Origin of the sequence: Clostridium sp., assembly GCF_036569345.1 — a bacterium.
GTDB lineage: Bacteria > Bacillota > Clostridia > Clostridiales > Clostridiaceae > Clostridium_AD.
Window position 1 is genome coordinate 17,316 of record NZ_DATCQT010000175.1, and the last position, 17,022, is coordinate 34,337.

16 protein-coding genes are annotated in these 17,022 nt (G+C 32.0%); 7 read left to right on the plus strand and 9 right to left on the minus strand.

All coding sequences use genetic code 11. The features are described from left to right. Positions 1-76 precede the first annotated feature (76 nt). On the plus strand, positions 77-1,249 hold the full coding sequence (locus VIM70_RS17750) for an NAD(P)-dependent malic enzyme (protein ID WP_331947115.1): 1,173 nt from the start codon (positions 77-79) through the stop codon (positions 1,247-1,249). A 209-nt stretch (positions 1,250-1,458) separates the two neighbouring features. Further along, on the plus strand, positions 1,459-2,106 hold the full coding sequence (gene ppaX / locus VIM70_RS17755) for a pyrophosphatase PpaX (RefSeq protein ID WP_331947116.1): 648 nt from the start codon (positions 1,459-1,461) through the stop codon (positions 2,104-2,106). 102 nt (positions 2,107-2,208) lie between these two features. Here the strand turns inward: ppaX and VIM70_RS17760 are convergent, their stop codons facing one another. Together VIM70_RS17760 and VIM70_RS17765 are read right to left on the minus strand one after the other, a co-directional pair. Continuing rightward, positions 2,209-2,856, minus strand: a complete 648-nt coding sequence (locus VIM70_RS17760; RefSeq protein WP_331947117.1) for a hypothetical protein — start codon at positions 2,854-2,856, stop codon at positions 2,209-2,211. Between the two features lie 232 nt (positions 2,857-3,088). Then, positions 3,089-3,352 (minus strand): hypothetical protein, encoded by a 264-nt coding sequence (locus VIM70_RS17765; protein ID WP_331947118.1) that lies wholly within the window; start codon positions 3,350-3,352, stop codon positions 3,089-3,091. Positions 3,353-3,872: 520 nt separating this feature from the next. Between VIM70_RS17765 and VIM70_RS17770 the strand changes: the two genes are divergently transcribed. Then, the gene (locus tag VIM70_RS17770; protein ID WP_331947119.1) at positions 3,873-5,348 is read left to right on the plus strand and encodes a 4Fe-4S dicluster domain-containing protein; all 1,476 of its coding nucleotides are present in this window, start codon (positions 3,873-3,875) and stop codon (positions 5,346-5,348) included. 170 nt (positions 5,349-5,518) lie between these two features. Here the strand turns inward: VIM70_RS17770 and VIM70_RS17775 are convergent, their stop codons facing one another. After that, the gene (locus VIM70_RS17775; RefSeq protein ID WP_331947120.1) at positions 5,519-6,202 is read right to left on the minus strand and encodes a LiaF transmembrane domain-containing protein; all 684 of its coding nucleotides are present in this window, start codon (positions 6,200-6,202) and stop codon (positions 5,519-5,521) included. 359 nt (positions 6,203-6,561) lie between these two features. Here VIM70_RS17775 and VIM70_RS17780 point away from each other — a divergent pair, with 359 nt between their 5' ends. Further along, entirely contained in the window at positions 6,562-8,466 is a 1,905-nt protein-coding gene (locus tag VIM70_RS17780; RefSeq protein WP_331947121.1) for a putative bifunctional diguanylate cyclase/phosphodiesterase, read from the plus strand. A gap of 151 nt (positions 8,467-8,617) precedes the next feature. Next, complete coding sequence (locus tag VIM70_RS17785) at positions 8,618-9,457, plus strand: pirin family protein (protein WP_331947122.1); 840 nt, start codon at positions 8,618-8,620, stop codon at positions 9,455-9,457. A 99-nt stretch (positions 9,458-9,556) separates the two neighbouring features. Here VIM70_RS17785 and VIM70_RS17790 read toward each other — a convergent pair whose 3' ends face one another. Continuing rightward, positions 9,557-11,263, minus strand: a complete 1,707-nt coding sequence (locus VIM70_RS17790) for an acyl-CoA dehydrogenase family protein (protein ID WP_331947123.1) — start codon at positions 11,261-11,263, stop codon at positions 9,557-9,559. Positions 11,264-11,532: 269 nt separating this feature from the next. On the opposite strand from VIM70_RS17790, the gene VIM70_RS17795 reads away from it, so the two are divergent. Further along, entirely contained in the window at positions 11,533-12,030 is a 498-nt protein-coding gene (locus VIM70_RS17795; protein ID WP_331947124.1) for a hypothetical protein, read from the plus strand. 61 nt (positions 12,031-12,091) lie between these two features. Here VIM70_RS17795 and VIM70_RS17800 read toward each other — a convergent pair whose 3' ends face one another. Then, on the minus strand, positions 12,092-12,400 hold the full coding sequence (locus tag VIM70_RS17800) for a helix-turn-helix domain-containing protein (protein WP_331947125.1): 309 nt from the start codon (positions 12,398-12,400) through the stop codon (positions 12,092-12,094). 205 nt (positions 12,401-12,605) lie between these two features. Between VIM70_RS17800 and VIM70_RS17805 the strand changes: the two genes are divergently transcribed. After that, positions 12,606-13,019, plus strand: a complete 414-nt coding sequence (locus VIM70_RS17805; protein ID WP_331947126.1) for a (2Fe-2S)-binding protein — start codon at positions 12,606-12,608, stop codon at positions 13,017-13,019. Between the two features lie 88 nt (positions 13,020-13,107). Here VIM70_RS17805 and VIM70_RS17810 read toward each other — a convergent pair whose 3' ends face one another. The 4 genes from VIM70_RS17810 to thiT all read right to left on the minus strand — a co-directional run bounded on the left by VIM70_RS17810 (position 13,108) and on the right by thiT (position 16,963). Further along, positions 13,108-14,505 carry a hypothetical protein gene (locus VIM70_RS17810; RefSeq protein WP_331947127.1) on the minus strand — a complete coding sequence of 466 codons (1,398 nt, stop codon included), beginning with the start codon at positions 14,503-14,505 and terminating at the stop codon, positions 13,108-13,110. 160 nt (positions 14,506-14,665) lie between these two features. Beyond that, positions 14,666-15,673, minus strand: coding sequence for a DUF3048 domain-containing protein (locus VIM70_RS17815; RefSeq protein WP_331947128.1), 1,008 nt, complete (start codon positions 15,671-15,673; stop codon positions 14,666-14,668). Positions 15,674-15,715: 42 nt separating this feature from the next. Beyond that, positions 15,716-16,168, minus strand: coding sequence for a C40 family peptidase (locus tag VIM70_RS17820; RefSeq protein ID WP_331947129.1), 453 nt, complete (start codon positions 16,166-16,168; stop codon positions 15,716-15,718). A 159-nt stretch (positions 16,169-16,327) separates the two neighbouring features. Next, positions 16,328-16,963 (minus strand): energy-coupled thiamine transporter ThiT, encoded by a 636-nt coding sequence (gene thiT, locus VIM70_RS17825; protein WP_331947130.1) that lies wholly within the window; start codon positions 16,961-16,963, stop codon positions 16,328-16,330. Positions 16,964-17,022: the final 59 nt, after the last annotated feature.

Sequence of the window (17,022 nt, forward strand, 5' to 3'; positions counted from 1 at the left end):
TACTTTTTAAACATTTATTATTCTCAAATTTATAATATAATAGAGTTAATAATAAACTTATAGGGGGTATGACAAAATGAATTATGATGAACTTAGTTTGAAAATGCATGAAGAGAATAAAGGAAAAATTAAAATAGTATCTAAGGTTGATGTTAAAAATAGAGAACAGTTAAGTACTGCTTACACTCCTGGTGTTGCTGAACCTTGTAGAAGAATACATCAAAATCCTGAAGACGTGTACAAATATACAGCCAAAGGGAATCTTGTAGCGGTAGTTACTGATGGAACAGCAGTACTTGGGCTTGGAGATATAGGGCCACTAGCTGCAATGCCAGTTATGGAAGGAAAAGCAATATTATTTAAAGAATTTGCAGATATTGACGCTTTTCCAATATGTCTTGATACAAAAGATGTTGAAGAAATTATAAAAACAGTAAAATTTCTTGCTCCAACTTTTGGAGGAATAAACTTAGAGGATATATCAGCGCCAAGATGTTTTGAAATAGAGAGAAGATTAAAAGAAGAATTAGATATACCAGTCTTTCATGATGATCAACATGGTACTGCAATTGTTGTACTAGCCGGAATCATCAATGCTCTAAAGGTAGTTAATAAAAGTATTGATACTGCAAGAGTAGTTATAAATGGTGCAGGATCGGCAGGAATATCAATTTGTAAGCTTCTTTTGTCATATGGTATTAAAAATGTAGTAATGTGTGATAAAAAAGGAGCACTAGCTGAAGGCCAAGATTGGATGAATGCACCTCAAGCAGATATGGCAAAGGTTACAAATAGAGATATGGAGCTAGGTGCACTAGTTGAAATTGTAAAAGGAAAAGATGTATTTATTGGTGTTTCAGGACCTAATATGTTAAATTCAGAAATGGTTAAAACTATGAATAAAGATGCAATTATATTCGCAATGGCAAACCCATCACCCGAAATTATGCCAGAAGAAGCTAAAAAGGGTGGAGCAAGGGTAATTGCAACAGGAAGATCAGATTATCCAAATCAGATCAACAATGTTTTAATATTTCCAGGAATATTTAGAGGAGCATTAGATGTACGTGCAACAGATATCACTGAAGAAATGAAATTAGCAGCAGCAAAAGCAATAGCAAGTTTGATTACTGCTGAAGAATTAAATGATGAATACATTATTCCAGGAGCTTTTGACCTTCGGGTTGCTAAAACTGTAGCAGCGGAAGTAGCTAGGGTAGCTAGAGAAACTGGGGTAGCAAGAATTTAAAATACTATAAAAGTTAGATGGAAATTATGTATTAGGTTTTGAATTGTAAGATCATCCGTTATACGGTTGGTCTTTTTTAGTTGTACCAACAAATTATTTTGTTACCATTAGACACGCTGGTTTTGCTAGTATATAATGTTAAACATAGAACAATAAACTAAAAGTGATCTATATACATAGGAATTAACTGGGACTGGAGGAATACTTTTATGGCAATTAAGAATATTTTGTTTGATTTGGATGGGACTTTGTTAGATACAAATGAATTAATTATACAATCCTTTCAACATACTTATCAAAGACACTTAAACAAACACGTTGATAAAGAGGAGATTATTAAGAGCTTTGGAGAGATTTTAAAAATCACATTAGATAGGGAATTTGGTGAGGATAGTGAAGAAGCTATTAAAACTTATAGGAGTTTTCAAATTAAAAATTTTAAAAATCTTATTAACATCCGTGAAGGGGTAGCGGAAGGGGTAAAAGAACTCTATAGGCAAGGGTATAAGCTGGGAATCGTCACTTCACGTTTAAATAATTCAGCGATTAATGCGTTAAATCATTTTGGATTGATGGATTATTTTGAAAGTATTATAGGAGCTGATGATACGGATATTCATAAACCAGATCCTACCCCAGCATTTATGGCTTTAAAGGAATTGGGTGGGAAACCTGAGGAGACATTAATGATTGGGGATAGTGCCTTTGATGTTTTATGCGGTAAAAACGCAGGGATTGCTTCTGTGGTTGTTGGGTGGACTGCACTGCCTATGGATATGATTCTTAAATATGAACCTGACTATGTTGTAGAAAGTATGGAAGAACTCATGGTGTTGGTTGGAAAATTAAAAGAGTAACAGTGACAGGTAGATGAAATTTACTATTTAAAAAAATGTTTTAATGAATTATAAATAAAAAGGTATAGCAAAATTTTGCTATACCTTTTTGAATGCTAAATGTTAAGTGAAATATGCTAACCTAATCTTATCTCTTGAGCGTCTTTGATTCCAAAGCAAATCTAAATTTATTTCCCGGCGATCTCCATAGGTGGATACTGAAATATAATATATATTGTTTTTAGAATTCAGATTTAAGCCGGTGATAGTCATCCAGTGCCAAGCATATTCTTTAAATTCTTTTATTGAATGTTTAAGAACTAAGATGGCAACGGGAAGTTTTTCGGATAAAGCCTTAGAAATAAAGGTTATAGCGTCTTGAATGGTAGCAGCATTATCGTCTAAAATATGAGGTACTAATGATACTCCTTTTTCTTTAGAAAAAGCCAAAACATTATCTGAGAATTGGTGAATAGAGGTAAGTCCAAACATACCTGGTTTTACGTATTTTCTAATTTCAACCATATGCAAAGTGAAATCGCTCTTATTCATTATGCCAACGTATGGATATAAGGCATTATATTTATCTGGAAAGGTTTGAGATAAATATGCAGTTATATTAGCTGCAGCAACAGGACCACAACCGCTAAGTTTATTAAATTTCTTAGGAAACCAATACTGACTTCCACCATAATATGAAATTTCCGAGTCATATATATTAAACCCAATATCTTCAAGGTGCGTATTGTTAGGTGTAATAAATATTCCCATAGTTACCACCCCTTTATATAATTTTTAATTAGTCTTTGGATAGATTACATAACTAAAATTAAGTTTACTTTACATATAATATACTATAATTTCTATATGGTGTAAACAAGGTAAATATGGTATTCAATATATTTTAATTCTAGTAAGTTTCCAGGAAGAGGCCTATATCTTATTTACTTGTAAATAAGATATAGGCCTCTTCGTTTTTTAATTTATATAGTTTGTCCCAAAATTATATGGAGCGGTTTCCAATCAATTGCTTTATAAAATCAATGATTGGGCTTAGTACCTGTAAAAGAGAGTTAAGAATATTGCTAAGTAGAGGTACTGTGATACCTATTTGTTGAAGTACATATACTAAAAGAAATATACCAAGTGTAATACTTAATATTCTTCCAATCATCTTAAATACAGAAATAGCAAGATAAGCAAGAAATATGGCTAAAACAAACATAATAATGGTATTTAAATTAATATTAGAAAAATCTATGTTCATAAACACACCTCCATTATTTATAGAATTATAACTTAAACTATATAGTTTAGCAAAGGTAAAATCTCCTAAAATATAAAAAACGTTAAATAAAAATAAAAACTATCATCAGTGATAACAAATATAAAAAAAATTATAAATGGTAACTGACCCACTGATTTCTAAGTTGATTATTTTTAGTACAGGGATGATTATTAATGAAACAGTGGCTATGGAGGGTTTCGAACTTTAATGCTTTAATCAAACGTTTAATTCTAGAGCAATAACTACGGTTGTGGGTAGTAAAAGTACCCACTTGATAATTTATTAACAAAGTGTTATTATTTTAGTGTGATTAAAACTAATTATTATAAAGATATATATGAAAACAGTAACCATATGTAGCTGAATCAGATAAAATGTTAACAAATTTTTAAAAGAATGGATTCTAAATGTTAGGCAGTAAATATTTTTACCTATTTTTAAAATGTCTAAAATTTGATTTTTATAACTTTACATCATAAAAACAGGAGAAGTGATAAATTTGGTTGATTTTGATAATGATATACAAGAGATAAAATATGAGGTAATAAAAGAAGTGGTTAAGCTTTGTATTAAAGGAACTCTAAAAAAAGAACAAAAGAATCTATTTAAGGTTCTTGTTCCAGGACCTAAAGCAAAAACTCGTTGCTGCATTCACAAGGAAAGAGCAATTATTGGTGATCGAATAAAACTTGCAATAGGTGGAGATAAAAAGAATAAAAATGTAATTGAAGTAATTAGTTCTGCTTGTGATGAATGTCCAATCCAAAGATTTACGGTAACTGAAGGTTGTAGGGGGTGCATAACACACAAATGTATCCAAGCATGCCCTGTGGGTGCAATCCATTCTATAAATAGAAGATCTTACATTGACCCAAATAAATGTATTGAATGTGGTAAATGCAAAACCGCTTGCCCATACAATGCGATTTCTGATGTAATGCGTCCTTGTCGTAGAGCTTGCAATGCAGGTGCATTAAGCTTTGATGAAGATAAAAAAGCAGTAATTGATAATGAAAAATGTATACAATGTGGGGCTTGTGTTTATCAATGTCCTTTTGGTGCAATTATGGATAAATCCTCAGTTGTAGACGTTACTAATGAATTGTTAAAAGCAAAAGAAGATGAAGATAAACATGTATATGCAGTTATTGCACCTGCAATCGCTAGTCAATTTACTCATGCTAAAATTGGGCAAGTAATTTCAGGTATAAAAAAAATAGGATTTTATGACGTCATAGAAGTAGCAATTGGGGCAGATATGGTAGTGCAAAATGAAACAAAAGAATTTATAGAAACTATCGAGGAGCTCAAAACTATGACAAGCTCTTGTTGCCCAGCTTTTGTGACATACATTAAGAAAAATTACCCAGAGCTCGGAAAACATGTTTCAAGCACAGTTTCGCCAATGATAGCAATTTCTAGACTAATTAAAAATACAGATCCTTCAGCTAAGGTTGTGTTCATTGGACCTTGCACGGCTAAGAAAATGGAAATAAAACAAGAAGACATAAAAGGCATTACTGATTATGTATTAACTTTTGAAGAGATTCAAGCGATGTTTGATGCTTTTGAAATTGATATTAATGAATGCGAAGAACTTCCTTTAAATAACGCTTCTTTTTATGGAAGAATTTTTGCTAGATCAGGTGGGCTTACAGAAGCCGTAAAACACTTAGTTGATGCTCAAGATACAACAGTAGAATTTAAACCTATAAGTTGTGACGGTCTAATTGAATGTGAAAAAGCATTAAAATTATTAAAATTTAATAGATCTAATGGTAATTTTATAGAAGGAATGGCTTGCAGTGGCGGATGCGTAGGTGGTGCAGTAGCACTTCATCATACTTCAAGAGATAAAAATGAAGTAGATAAGTATGGAAAATTAGCTTTAGAAAAAGATGTTAGTGATTCACTTAAAATAATAAAAATAGAACAAGTTAATATGCATCGTGGTAAAAACTTCATGTCTAAATAAAATTTGATTTGTAAAAAGGATATATGATCTTTTCTTTAAAAGATTATATATCCTTTTTTATATTTAATATTTAGTATATATAAATTTTGAATTCTATTATTAAAGATAAGCCTATGGATATCTGTAGTTGTTTTTATTGTCATTAGCATAATAGATAAATTATTTTAATTTCAGTTTTTTATATCTATGCCACCAAAAATCGCAAAACAATGCAAAGTTAAAACTGGTGCATCTGGATTAACATAATTTTTGCCGGAAGTTTTATTGGACCACCCTCCGAAAATAGGAAGTCCTTTTACTACAATCGTCCATTCTGGAGGAACTATTATGTTCACTCCACCAAAAGCAGCGGTTACATCCATTCTTGCAACTTGATTTAAAAGATATGCATTACTTAAATTCATGTCAATACCACCAAAAAGAGCTACAAGGCTACCACCTCTAAAATTTTTAGACGTATTTCTGCTTTTTACACCAGAAAAAAGTGCTAAATAATCCACCACATCTTCATCGACTTCCTTTTTACTAAATTCATAATTTTCTTTTCTTGATGTTTTAGGCAATAACATTGATACACCAATAACTATTATTATGGCTGGCCAAAAAAAATTCATAAGGCTAGTAGTGATAATATGGAGCTCTCGCATTTGCAATAATACACCTAGAACTATCAATGTAAAACCTGAAGTTTTAGAAACAGGTCGTTTACTTAACTGACGTACTCCAACCCATATTAGGATAAGTGGCCACCAAATAAATATTATTTGACCCAAATCCCAAAACCCCAGTTGCCTAAATATTGCGCTAATACCAATTAGTATAAATATGATGCCTATATAAAATTTACTTTTCAAAATAATCCCCCCTTCAATATTTATGAATACATAATCGTTTTTGATTATTACTTCACTTAAATTATATGCATCTTATTTTACTATAATATGGAATTTTTTGCTCTATATTTACTTATATCACAAGGAAGTTAAAAATAGTTTAAAACTATTGGTGCCAGTTTTTAATTGAGCGATTATTTGAAATTTGTATAAGGAATAACTTGACATTAATAACGATTTTCAATTATATTATAGATAATGAAATTGTTGAAATAAAAGTATTATTAAAACAATAGTTCAATTTGTAATTGAACGAAAAAGAAGGAAGAATAAGTAACTATGTAGAATCTATAACTTGATACTTATTAAAGGAGTTTTATATGGAAATTCACTTATATTTTATATATTTTATTGTAGTTTTAGTCATTTTTCTTTTAATATTAATTTCTACGCTTTTAAGAAATATCTATCTTAGAACACGGGCTGAAAAAGAGCTTATAATGAAAAATGATGAGATCACTGCTATTTATGAAGAAATTGCTGCATCAGATGAAGAATTAAAGGAGAATATACTCGAATTAACACAAAAACAAGAGGCACTTTGGAGAAGTGAAGAAAGATATAGAATTGTTGCCGAGTCCACCATGGATATAATTTGGGAAGGCGATTTGATTAATAAGAAACGAATTTTTTCAGAAAAGCTTTTTGACATTCTTGGTTATAGTGGAAAAGAAATGAAAGAAATGGATGCCTGGTTTAATATTGTTCATCCAGAGGATATTAAGTGGGTAAAAAAAAGTATACAGCATCAAGTAGAAACAAAAGTAGAAGTGGAAGCTTTTGAATACAGAGTAAAGGCTAAAGATGGAAACTATAAATGGGTATTGTCCAATACTAAGTGTGAATATGATGAAAATGGAATAGCTACTAAAGTATTTGGTGCTTTTACTGATATTACTAAACTAAAAGATCAACAACAAAAAATCCATAGAATGGCGTATTACGATTCCATAACTGCTCTTCCCAATAGGGTTATGTTTCGCAAAATGATACTAAAAGAAATTAAAAATTGTCATAAGGTTGGTGGCGAATTTGCATTGATTTCTATGGATTTAGATAATTTTAAGTTAGTTAATGATTCTTATGGACATATGACAGGGGACAAGCTCCTAGTTGAAATTGGGGTAAGGTTAACAGAAGTTTTAAATGAAAATATGATGGCATTTAGGCTTGGTGGAGACGAATTTACTATTTTGATTAAAGATATTTTAGATAAAAAAGAAGTAGAGGTGTATTCTAAAGCTTTACTTGAGTCATTAGCAAATCCAATTTCTATAGATGGGAATATGTTTCATGTAACTCATAGTAGTGGCATTGCTCTTTATCCTGATAATGGGACAAGTTTTAATGAACTTCTTAAAAATGCTGATACAGCCATGTATAAATCTAAGGAGTCTGGAAAAAGCACATATACCTTTTACCATAGGTTAATGGGTGATACTGCAATGGAAAAAATTAAAATGCAAGCTAATTTAGAAAAAGCGTTAAAAAATGATGAGTTTATGTTGTACTATCAGCCGATAATTGATGTTAAAAGTGGGGTAATCAAGGGTTTTGAGGCTTTAATTCGATGGATGCACCCCAAAGACGGGCTTGTTTTTCCAGATAAATTTATCAAGCCTGCTGAAGAAAGCGGAATAATAATACAAATAGGTAATTGGGTGATTATAAATGCCTGCAAATATGCAAAATCGATTTATGACAGTGGGTTTACAAATTTTTATGTTTCGGTAAATGTTTCTGCTCTTCAGCTTCTACAGAAGGATTTTACGAATTTTGTTTTAGATACTATCAAAAATATAGGACTTCCTCCTGAATTATTTTTAATTGAAATAACAGAATCAGCATTAATCGAATCTATGGACTTAGTAATTGAAAAGCTTAATAAGCTAAAAGATAATAATATTAAAATTGCTTTGGATGACTTTGGATGTGGATACTCTTCCCTAACATATCTGAAAATGTTACCTATAAACATTGTGAAAATAGATAGGTCATTTATAGAAGATATAAAGTCAGAAGATGATGTTAAAAGTATGACAGGAACTATAATTATTTTAGCCAAGAAGCTGGGGTTAAGTGTTATAGGTGAAGGTGTTGAGACAAAGGAACAATTAGATTATTTAAAGAAGCATAATTGTGATATGTTTCAGGGTTATCTTGCTAGTAGACCAGTTCCAGAAGAAGAAATAAATATTTTGCTAAAAAAGAATATAACTTACTAAATAAGGCATTCAATTGTAATGATTTAGTGTTTTATTAATTGATACAGCTTAGATAAAAAAATAATATACTTATTGAAGAATTTTATATTTTATTGTATAATTAGGAAATATTTATTCTGTTTTACTACAAATATTATGGAGGGAAAATATTATGAAAACTAGAACAATACGTAAAATAGTAACTGGAACCACTCAATATGATGGAGCTGGAGTCAAACTTGTTAGGGTGATTAGTGCACCAGATGTTAATGAATTTGATCCATTTTTAATGTTGGATGCCTTTGATTCTGAAGACCCAGAGGATTATACAAAAGGTTTTCCGTGGCATCCTCATAGGGGAATTGAGACAGTTACGTACCTTATAAAGGGGGATATTGAACACCTAGACAGTTTAGGAAACAAGGGCAATATATTAGATGGTTGCTGTCAATGGATGACAGCTGGAAGTGGTATACTCCATCAAGAGATGCCACAAGCATGTGGTAGAATGCTAGGAGTTCAGCTTTGGCTTAATTTACCACGAGTGGATAAAATGACGATGCCAAAATACAGAGATATAAGAGCAGAGATGGTACCTAAAATTGAAGAAGATGGTTCAACAATAGGAATTATTTCTGGACATTATAAAGGTAATTCGGGCGCTGTTCAAGGTGAACACGTAAAAATGCTATTCCTAGACGTTGATATGAAACCCGGTGTTAGATGGAAATTAGATACTAGTAAAGACACAAATTTGTTTATATATATAGTTGAAGGTGAAGGTTTATTTGAAAATTCTGATGAGAATTTAATCACTAGTAAAAGAGCAGTGCTTTTTAATAATGGTGAGGAGTTATTAGCTAGAGCATCAGAAAAAGGGCTTCGTTTTCTTCTGTTTTCAGGACAACAATTAAATGAACCAATTGCATGGGGTGGACCTATTGTTATGAATACCCAAGAAGAACTTAAAAAGGCCTTTAAAGAAATTGATGATGGAACCTTTGTTAAATAAATTGTTATAAAGAAATTAAAGTAAGGAGATAAATGATACTATTACAGTATCATTTATCTCCTTAAAATTATTTGTAGTATATTATACTTTTGTAATTTATTATTGTTTTAAAATTTGAGTGAGAAGAGGTACAATTTCATACAAATCTCCTACAATGCCATAATCCGTATGTGAAAATATTGGAGCTTTTTCATCAGAGTTAATGGCAATGATGACTTTGGCATCAGTAATGCCACGAAGATGTTGAATCTGACCGGATATACCAATAGCTATATACAACGACCCTGTGAATTTTTGACCAGATATTCCTACGTACCGGTCAAGTGGTAGCCATTCGTTTTCTTCAGCAATTGGGCGAGAACAACCAACTTCAGCACCAACAACATCAGCTAAGGCTTCTATTATAGGTAAGTCCTCTTTGGCGGTAAGTCCACGGCCAATACTGCACACTTTATCAGCCTCAATGATACTTACACCTTTATGACCGATTGAATTACTTTTGATGTTCTCTATCTTAAGATAATTTAGGAGTGTATCTATTTTTTCCTTTGCAGATCCTTCTTTTATAATAATGCATTTACGGTTTTCTTTTATTACTTTTGGCATTGGTATACTTGCTCCGCTAGTTACATCATTACTAGTGTTAGCTGGTGGAGTTTTTTTGGGAATTTGCAAAATAGCGTGTGAGATAATTAGTTTGTGAATTTCATTTGTACCTTCATATATTGTACAAATTTTAGCATCACGATACATACGTTCCACGGCAAAGCCCTTTATATATCCATAACCACCATAAATTTGAACTGCATCATTAACAACTTCTAAGCAAACATCGGAAGCATACAATTTCGCCATAGCAGCCTCAGTTCCATATGATTCATGATCTTGCTTTAAAGATGCTGCACTGTATACCATAAATCGAGCAGCACGGATTTTGGTAGCCATATCCGCAAGTTTGAATGCGATAACCTGTTGCTCACAAATTGGTTTACCAAACTGATTTCTTTCTTTAGAATAAATTAAGGCTTTTTCATAAGCTCCTTGCGCAATTCCTAGTGCTTGGGATGCAATGCCGATACGTCCACCCTCTAAGGTCTGCATAGCAATTTTAAACCCTTGCCCTTCTTTTCCTAGAAGGTTTTCTACAGGTACTTTTACGTCGCGAAATAGTAATTCAGCCGTAGCAGAAGAACGAATCCCCATTTTATTGTAATGTGTGCCAATGGTAAATCCCTCTGTTGGATACTCTATAATAAAAGCACTAATCCCTCTGGTTCCAATTCCTGGAGTTGTCACTGCAAATATTACATAAGTATCTGCATAACCACCATTCGTGATAAATATTTTAGCTCCATTAATAATATAATGATCACCGTTTAAAATAGCTGTAGTCTCTGTTTTACTTGCGTCACTTCCGGCATTTTCTTCAGTTAGGCCAAAGGCACCAAGTTTTTTACCAGAAGCTAGTGGCGTAAGATATTTTTCTTTTTGATCTTCTGTACCAAATGCCATAATAGGCCATGATCCTAGTGATACGTGTGCTGATAAAATAACACCAACACCTCCATCTACCCTGGATAACTCTTCTACAGCAATGGCATAACTTATTGCATCTTTGCCAGCACCGCCATATTTCAATGGATATGGAATCCCCATAATAGATAGTGCTCCCAGTTCCTTTACAATTTTTTCTGGAAAAATATTTTTTTCATCTAGTTGAAAGGCAATTGGTTCAATTTTTAGTTCAGCAAATTCTCGAACAGTTTTTTTAATCAATTCCTGTTCCTCTGTTAATTTGAAATTCATAAAACCATCTCCTATTGTGATATCTTTTTTTACTTCCTAAATACTATATTCTAGAAATATACCTTTATTCCTTTTCGTTTTTAATCAAAATTATCTATTTTGGAGAGTTTAGAGAAACTAGTTATAAATTGTTCACAATATTGACACTTAAATGCAACAATTATTTGGTAGTATTAGTAACACAAACAGATGATACTTTAAAACAATATCAAGTTAGTAGTAGAGAAATTTATAATATAGCCTTAAAGGGCGTAAAGGAGTAAATTATTATGGAACTTAAAGAAAAAAAAATGTCTAAAAAATCGGGAAAAGCTATTATTTCAATTTTTATGATTGTTGTAGCTTCAATTGTTGCAATTCTTGGGGTTGTAACATTAATTAACAATGTTTATATATATAAAAATGCTGTTACTCAATATGTTGCGCAAGGATATGCTGTTGCAACTGTAAGAAAAGAATTAATGACATCGCAATTACTCCCAGGAATATTTGAACCAATTGCTTTATATGGAGGCATCGCATTTCTTCTATTAGGTGTGAGCATAGTAAATAAAAAAGTTTCAAAATGTCTAATGTTATTAAGTAAGGTTGAAGTTAACGATGACGCTATAAAAGAAAGTATAAAGGAAAATAAGGTTGCTGAAAAAGTTGTTGTAGAAGAACAACCTCTTGTAGAGGAAGCCATTGTGGAAGAAACTGTTGCTCCAGTGGAAAACATAGAATCAAATCAGCAGACAAAAACTGAGGAAGAAGTTATAAAAAGCTAATCTAAATAAAACAAAAAGGATTTGTCATTATCAGTAGTACTGATAATGACAAGTCCCTTTTTTATGACCATTTTTCCGCCCATTTTTGAATTTCATCCATAGTTTTTTCTAAATCTCTGCCTTTATTCGTAAGTGAATATTCTATACGTACAGGCATTTCCGGATAAACATCGCGAACAATAATGCCTTGTTCTTCTAATTCCTTAAATCTTTCTGTAAGCATACGTGCACTTAAAGAGGGAATGATTTTTTGCATATCAGAAAATCTTTTTGAACCGCTTAATAAGGTACGTATAATTAATCCAGTCCACCGTTTTCCTAAAATCTCGAAAGCAGCCTCAAAGCGTGGACATAAATGAAATTTATCCATGATAATCATCTCCTCTAATTATTTTAACATATTTACTTGACAAAAGTAAGTATGTTATTATAAAATACTTACATAAAGTAAGTTAGTTCTATTAAGTTTACAAGTTATTTATAATAACTTATTTACTTAATAGAACTAGGGCAAGGTAAAATCCATGCTTAGGCTTTTACATAATATAATAAATAAAGAGATGGGGAATGTAAAAATGACAAAATCAATAATTTCGAAAATTAAAGAACTAATTGGAGGGGATAAGATGGATAATAATAAAGTAGTATGCGGATGTTTTAAAGTTACTCAAAAAGATTTAAATAATGCTATCAAAAATGGTGCTAAGTCATTCGAAGAAGTACAATCTGTTACTAAAGTTGGCACTGGTTGTGGTAATTGTGTAGAGGGTAATAAAGCATTAGTAAATAAATTATTATTAAGTAAAAAAATAGATGACAATGAAGTAGTATGTGGATGTTTTAAAGTTACTGTACAAGATTTAAACAATGCTATCAAAAAAGGTGCTAAGTCTTTTAAAGAAGTACAAGATATTACTAAAGTTGGTACTGGCTGTGGTAAATGTGTAGAAAGCAATAAATTATTAGTTGCTCAATTATTAGCAAAATAATTATTCTTAGAAAATATAGTGAATTATAATTCAGAGGGAAGTCCCCCACTTATATTATTGGGAGACTTCCCTCTGAAATTTCGTTAAACTAAATAATGAATATAGCAACTATTGTAGTAACTACTAACCCTATAATTACCGGCTTAATATTTTTTTTAGCAAGTTCAAAGGGATCCACACCACAAATAGCTGCTACTGGTATTACTGCCCAAGGAATTATTGTTCCTCCACCTACCCATATACCAGCTATTTGTCCTAGTGCTGTAAGTGTTGCTATTCCGCCACCTAAAGTAGCTGAGAATATTTTAGCAATAGATCCAACTAAAGGTATACCGGAGAAACCTGAGCCATCTAGTCCTGTAATTGCACCCACCACTGTAATTGTGCTGGCTGAGACAATTGAGTTCATTGGAACTATATTTGAAAGCGCAACACCCAAGTCATTAACAATTCCATTAGAATTTGCGGGAAGTATTTTTCCGAAAATATCATTGATTGCTGAATCTCCTAGATAGAAGAAAGCAGCTATAGGAATAACAATACCAAATATCTTGAATCCAAATTGTAGACCTTTAACTAAATTATCTGTAATTTTTTCAAGAGATCGCTCCTTATAGGTAAATATTGAAACTACACTTAATACAAATACAGCTGTGCCTCCAATAAGAGCTGTTGCATCTCCACCTTGAAGTTTTGCAGTATACATTATATAGATGTCTATTGCGAAAAGGGCTAATATAAGTAGTGCCAAAGTCATTCTAAGCTTTTTAGAAGAAATAAGCATTACATCTTCTAAATTACTAGTAGCTACTTCTACTTTGGAACCTACAAGTAGTATTCCTGCTTTAATATCCTTCCTAAGGTAATAAAATGCTACAGTAGTTGTAACTAAACCCATTGTAATTACAAGCGGAATACTTGCAGATATAACACTTGCAATAGGTATGCCCGCACCACCAGCGGTAAGTTTCGGTGCTGCCTGAATTATATAATCACTTGATAGGGCAATGCCGTGTCCAAACAAGTTCATTGAGATCGCAACGCCCATGGCCGGTAATCCGGCTTTTATAGCAATAGGTAAAAATAATGCGCCAACAAGAGCTACGGCCGGTGATGGCCAAAAAAACCAGGATAAAATCATCATAACAATTCCGATAACCCAATAAGCAACCCAATAATTTTTAATGACTCCCTTAAAAGGAGACACTATTTCATCGTTTATGCCAGAAGCTACAAGAGTATTGCTCATAGCAGTTACAATGGATATTATAAAGATGGTAGGCATTAACTCTTTTGTTGCGTAAACAAAACTATTAAATACTCCCATGGTAGACTTTGAAATAGACCCTGTACCTGCGATTCCCAAGATAAAGATACCTAATATACAAATAAGTGTTATATCCTTCTTCTTCACCATAGCAAATATGATTACAATAATGAAGATAAGATATATATAGTGTAGAGGTGTTAGGGTTAAATTAATCATCTTCTACTCCAATTAGAATTATTGTAATATTAGGTTATGAGAAAAAACATACTTGGTTACACTATATTGTGTAACAATTTGTATTATTGTTACGCAATATAATATATGGTAAAGAATACCAAAGAAATAGGAACTATTATGTTACAAAATAGTTCCCGATTTATTTTATATCAACAACGGTACTTTTATCTGCAATATTCCACCAAGTTTTACCAGGATTTAAGGGCAAATCATTACCTTTATCATCAGTTAGAATAGTTTGTGATGTGGTAGTTTCTTTAAACCAGTGCATTTTAACAAACTTACCATTGCTAATAACATAACCATTCCCCGAGCCCACAAGTTCAATGTCTAAATGCTTTCCATCTGTTTGTGTTTTAATAGAAGTAATCTGCACCACTATATTTTTAAAGGCTAGGGGAAGATTATCCTCTTTGTTATTTGAAGGCTTTCCATCCATGCTTTTTAGGTAAAGTCCATTCTTAAAGGTGTAGCTAGTGTTGTATAATTTGTTTATTTTTAAAAGTACATTTGATGCAAGTGATAGTTTAACATTGTCCCAATAACTCTTATCAAATTTTAATTTTAGAGTAGGGGTGTATGTGAATTTTTTTGTCTTAACAAGAGCACTTAGCTTCTGGGTAGAAGTATAAAGGTTATGAGGAGCTTTTCTTATAGAATCTCTCCAATATGTAGAAGCTTTTGTCATTTCATTCATACTCATTAATTTTTCATCGCTAATCATATCAAGTGCTTCTTGACTTCCTCCACAATGAGCAAAGGGCAGGTTATATTCCTTTGAAATATCTAAGAAATAAGACCGAGCACTTCTGATCGGTCCAATTTTTTGCACATCATTTTTTTGAAATAATGCAATGAATCTAGGAATACCACCCTCGGCCATTGTTTCATAAACTATATCTGCAGCGTTTAATCCAGATTGAGGCCTTGCATCTACGGAGTTTTCAACTATGGCAAATACAGCAATATTATCTAATACTTCCTTGGTTACTTCTTCACCAGTATATGATGAAAAGTACTTTTGCACGGTCTTTACAGAGGTTTTCGGTTGGCTTTTATCAACAATCGGTGCAGCTTTCCTGCTACACCCCTGAGTTATAAAGCTTATTGAGATAATTATACATAATAGCTTGGACTTATTTTTCAAATTAAACATCCCCTTAATAACTTTTAGAAAAATATAAAATTACTAAGTTGTTATTCGTCTAGCCGTGTTATAACCTGGCATATATTTTAATTCTATAATTTTAACAGCTGATCCTGGTTTAGGTGAATGTATTAACTTACCATCTCCAACATACATACCAACATGATTTATTGGTGATCCAAAGAAAACTAAATCTCCTGTTCGTAAGTTAGATTTACTAACCGCAGTGCCTTTTGATGTTTGATCTTTGGCAATACGTGGTAATTTTATATTGAAATGATTAAAAATATACATAGTAAAACCCGAGCAATCAAAACCAGCTGAGGTAGTTCCTCCACTTTTATACGGCGTACCAATAAATTGTTTTGCATAGGTTACAAGAGTAGTACCAGAAATTGAAATTGACTTAGCTTGTACATTTATATTGCTAATACTTAGCGACCCTGCGACAAATAAAGCAAGCGCAAAGGACGTAATCTTTTTAAAAATTTTCATACATCTCCTCCGTTGTCCATATTTTGTAAACGTATTCTACTTATACTATTCTACATAGACAAAGAATTTCCTTTTACAAAAAAATATTAATAATCTAATTTTAAAATTAGATTATTAATAGGGGGGGATGTTTTATTGATTATAAGTGCTCACACATTCCTAGTTAGCTCTGTTTAGTACTATCTGAGATAAACGTTTTATAGGTAGAATCGCAATAATTACACAGGTAATAATTGTTTCTAGTCCCATGTATGAACCGTTATAAATTAATGAGTATAAATAAACTGAACCACCATTTGCATAACTTCCGAAAAATACTACGCCAGATATGAAATGGCATGTGAACCTTGCTAGCATTGCGAGGATTACCCCAACGAGAATTCCTTTAATGTTACATGCTCTAAAGTAGCCAACTATTCCAATAGCCATAAAAGGAAGGGGATAATCAAATAATACTTGAACTGGATGGATTGCAAATGGATTCAACAAAAAATTAACAATTCCAAATAAAAAGCCAGTCAAAAAACCAACTTCTGGACCGTAAAATAGAGCTATAAGTACTATTGGAATCATACTTCCAGCAGTTACGCTACCACCTTGTGGTAATTTAAAAATAGTAATTAGTTGTAATGAAGTAGCTAATGCAATAGACATGCCAACTAAGGCAATCATTTGAGTAGTAAATTTAATTTTCCTGATTTTTAAGACTGCAAAAATTAATAAAAACACCCCTAGTAGTGCAAAAATAGAAATAGGACTTTTGGTAATTTCAGCAATTCGATCGTTAAAATTCATTTATATAACCTCCACGTATTGTGCTACAGAACTATTATGGTAAAAACAAAAAAACTATA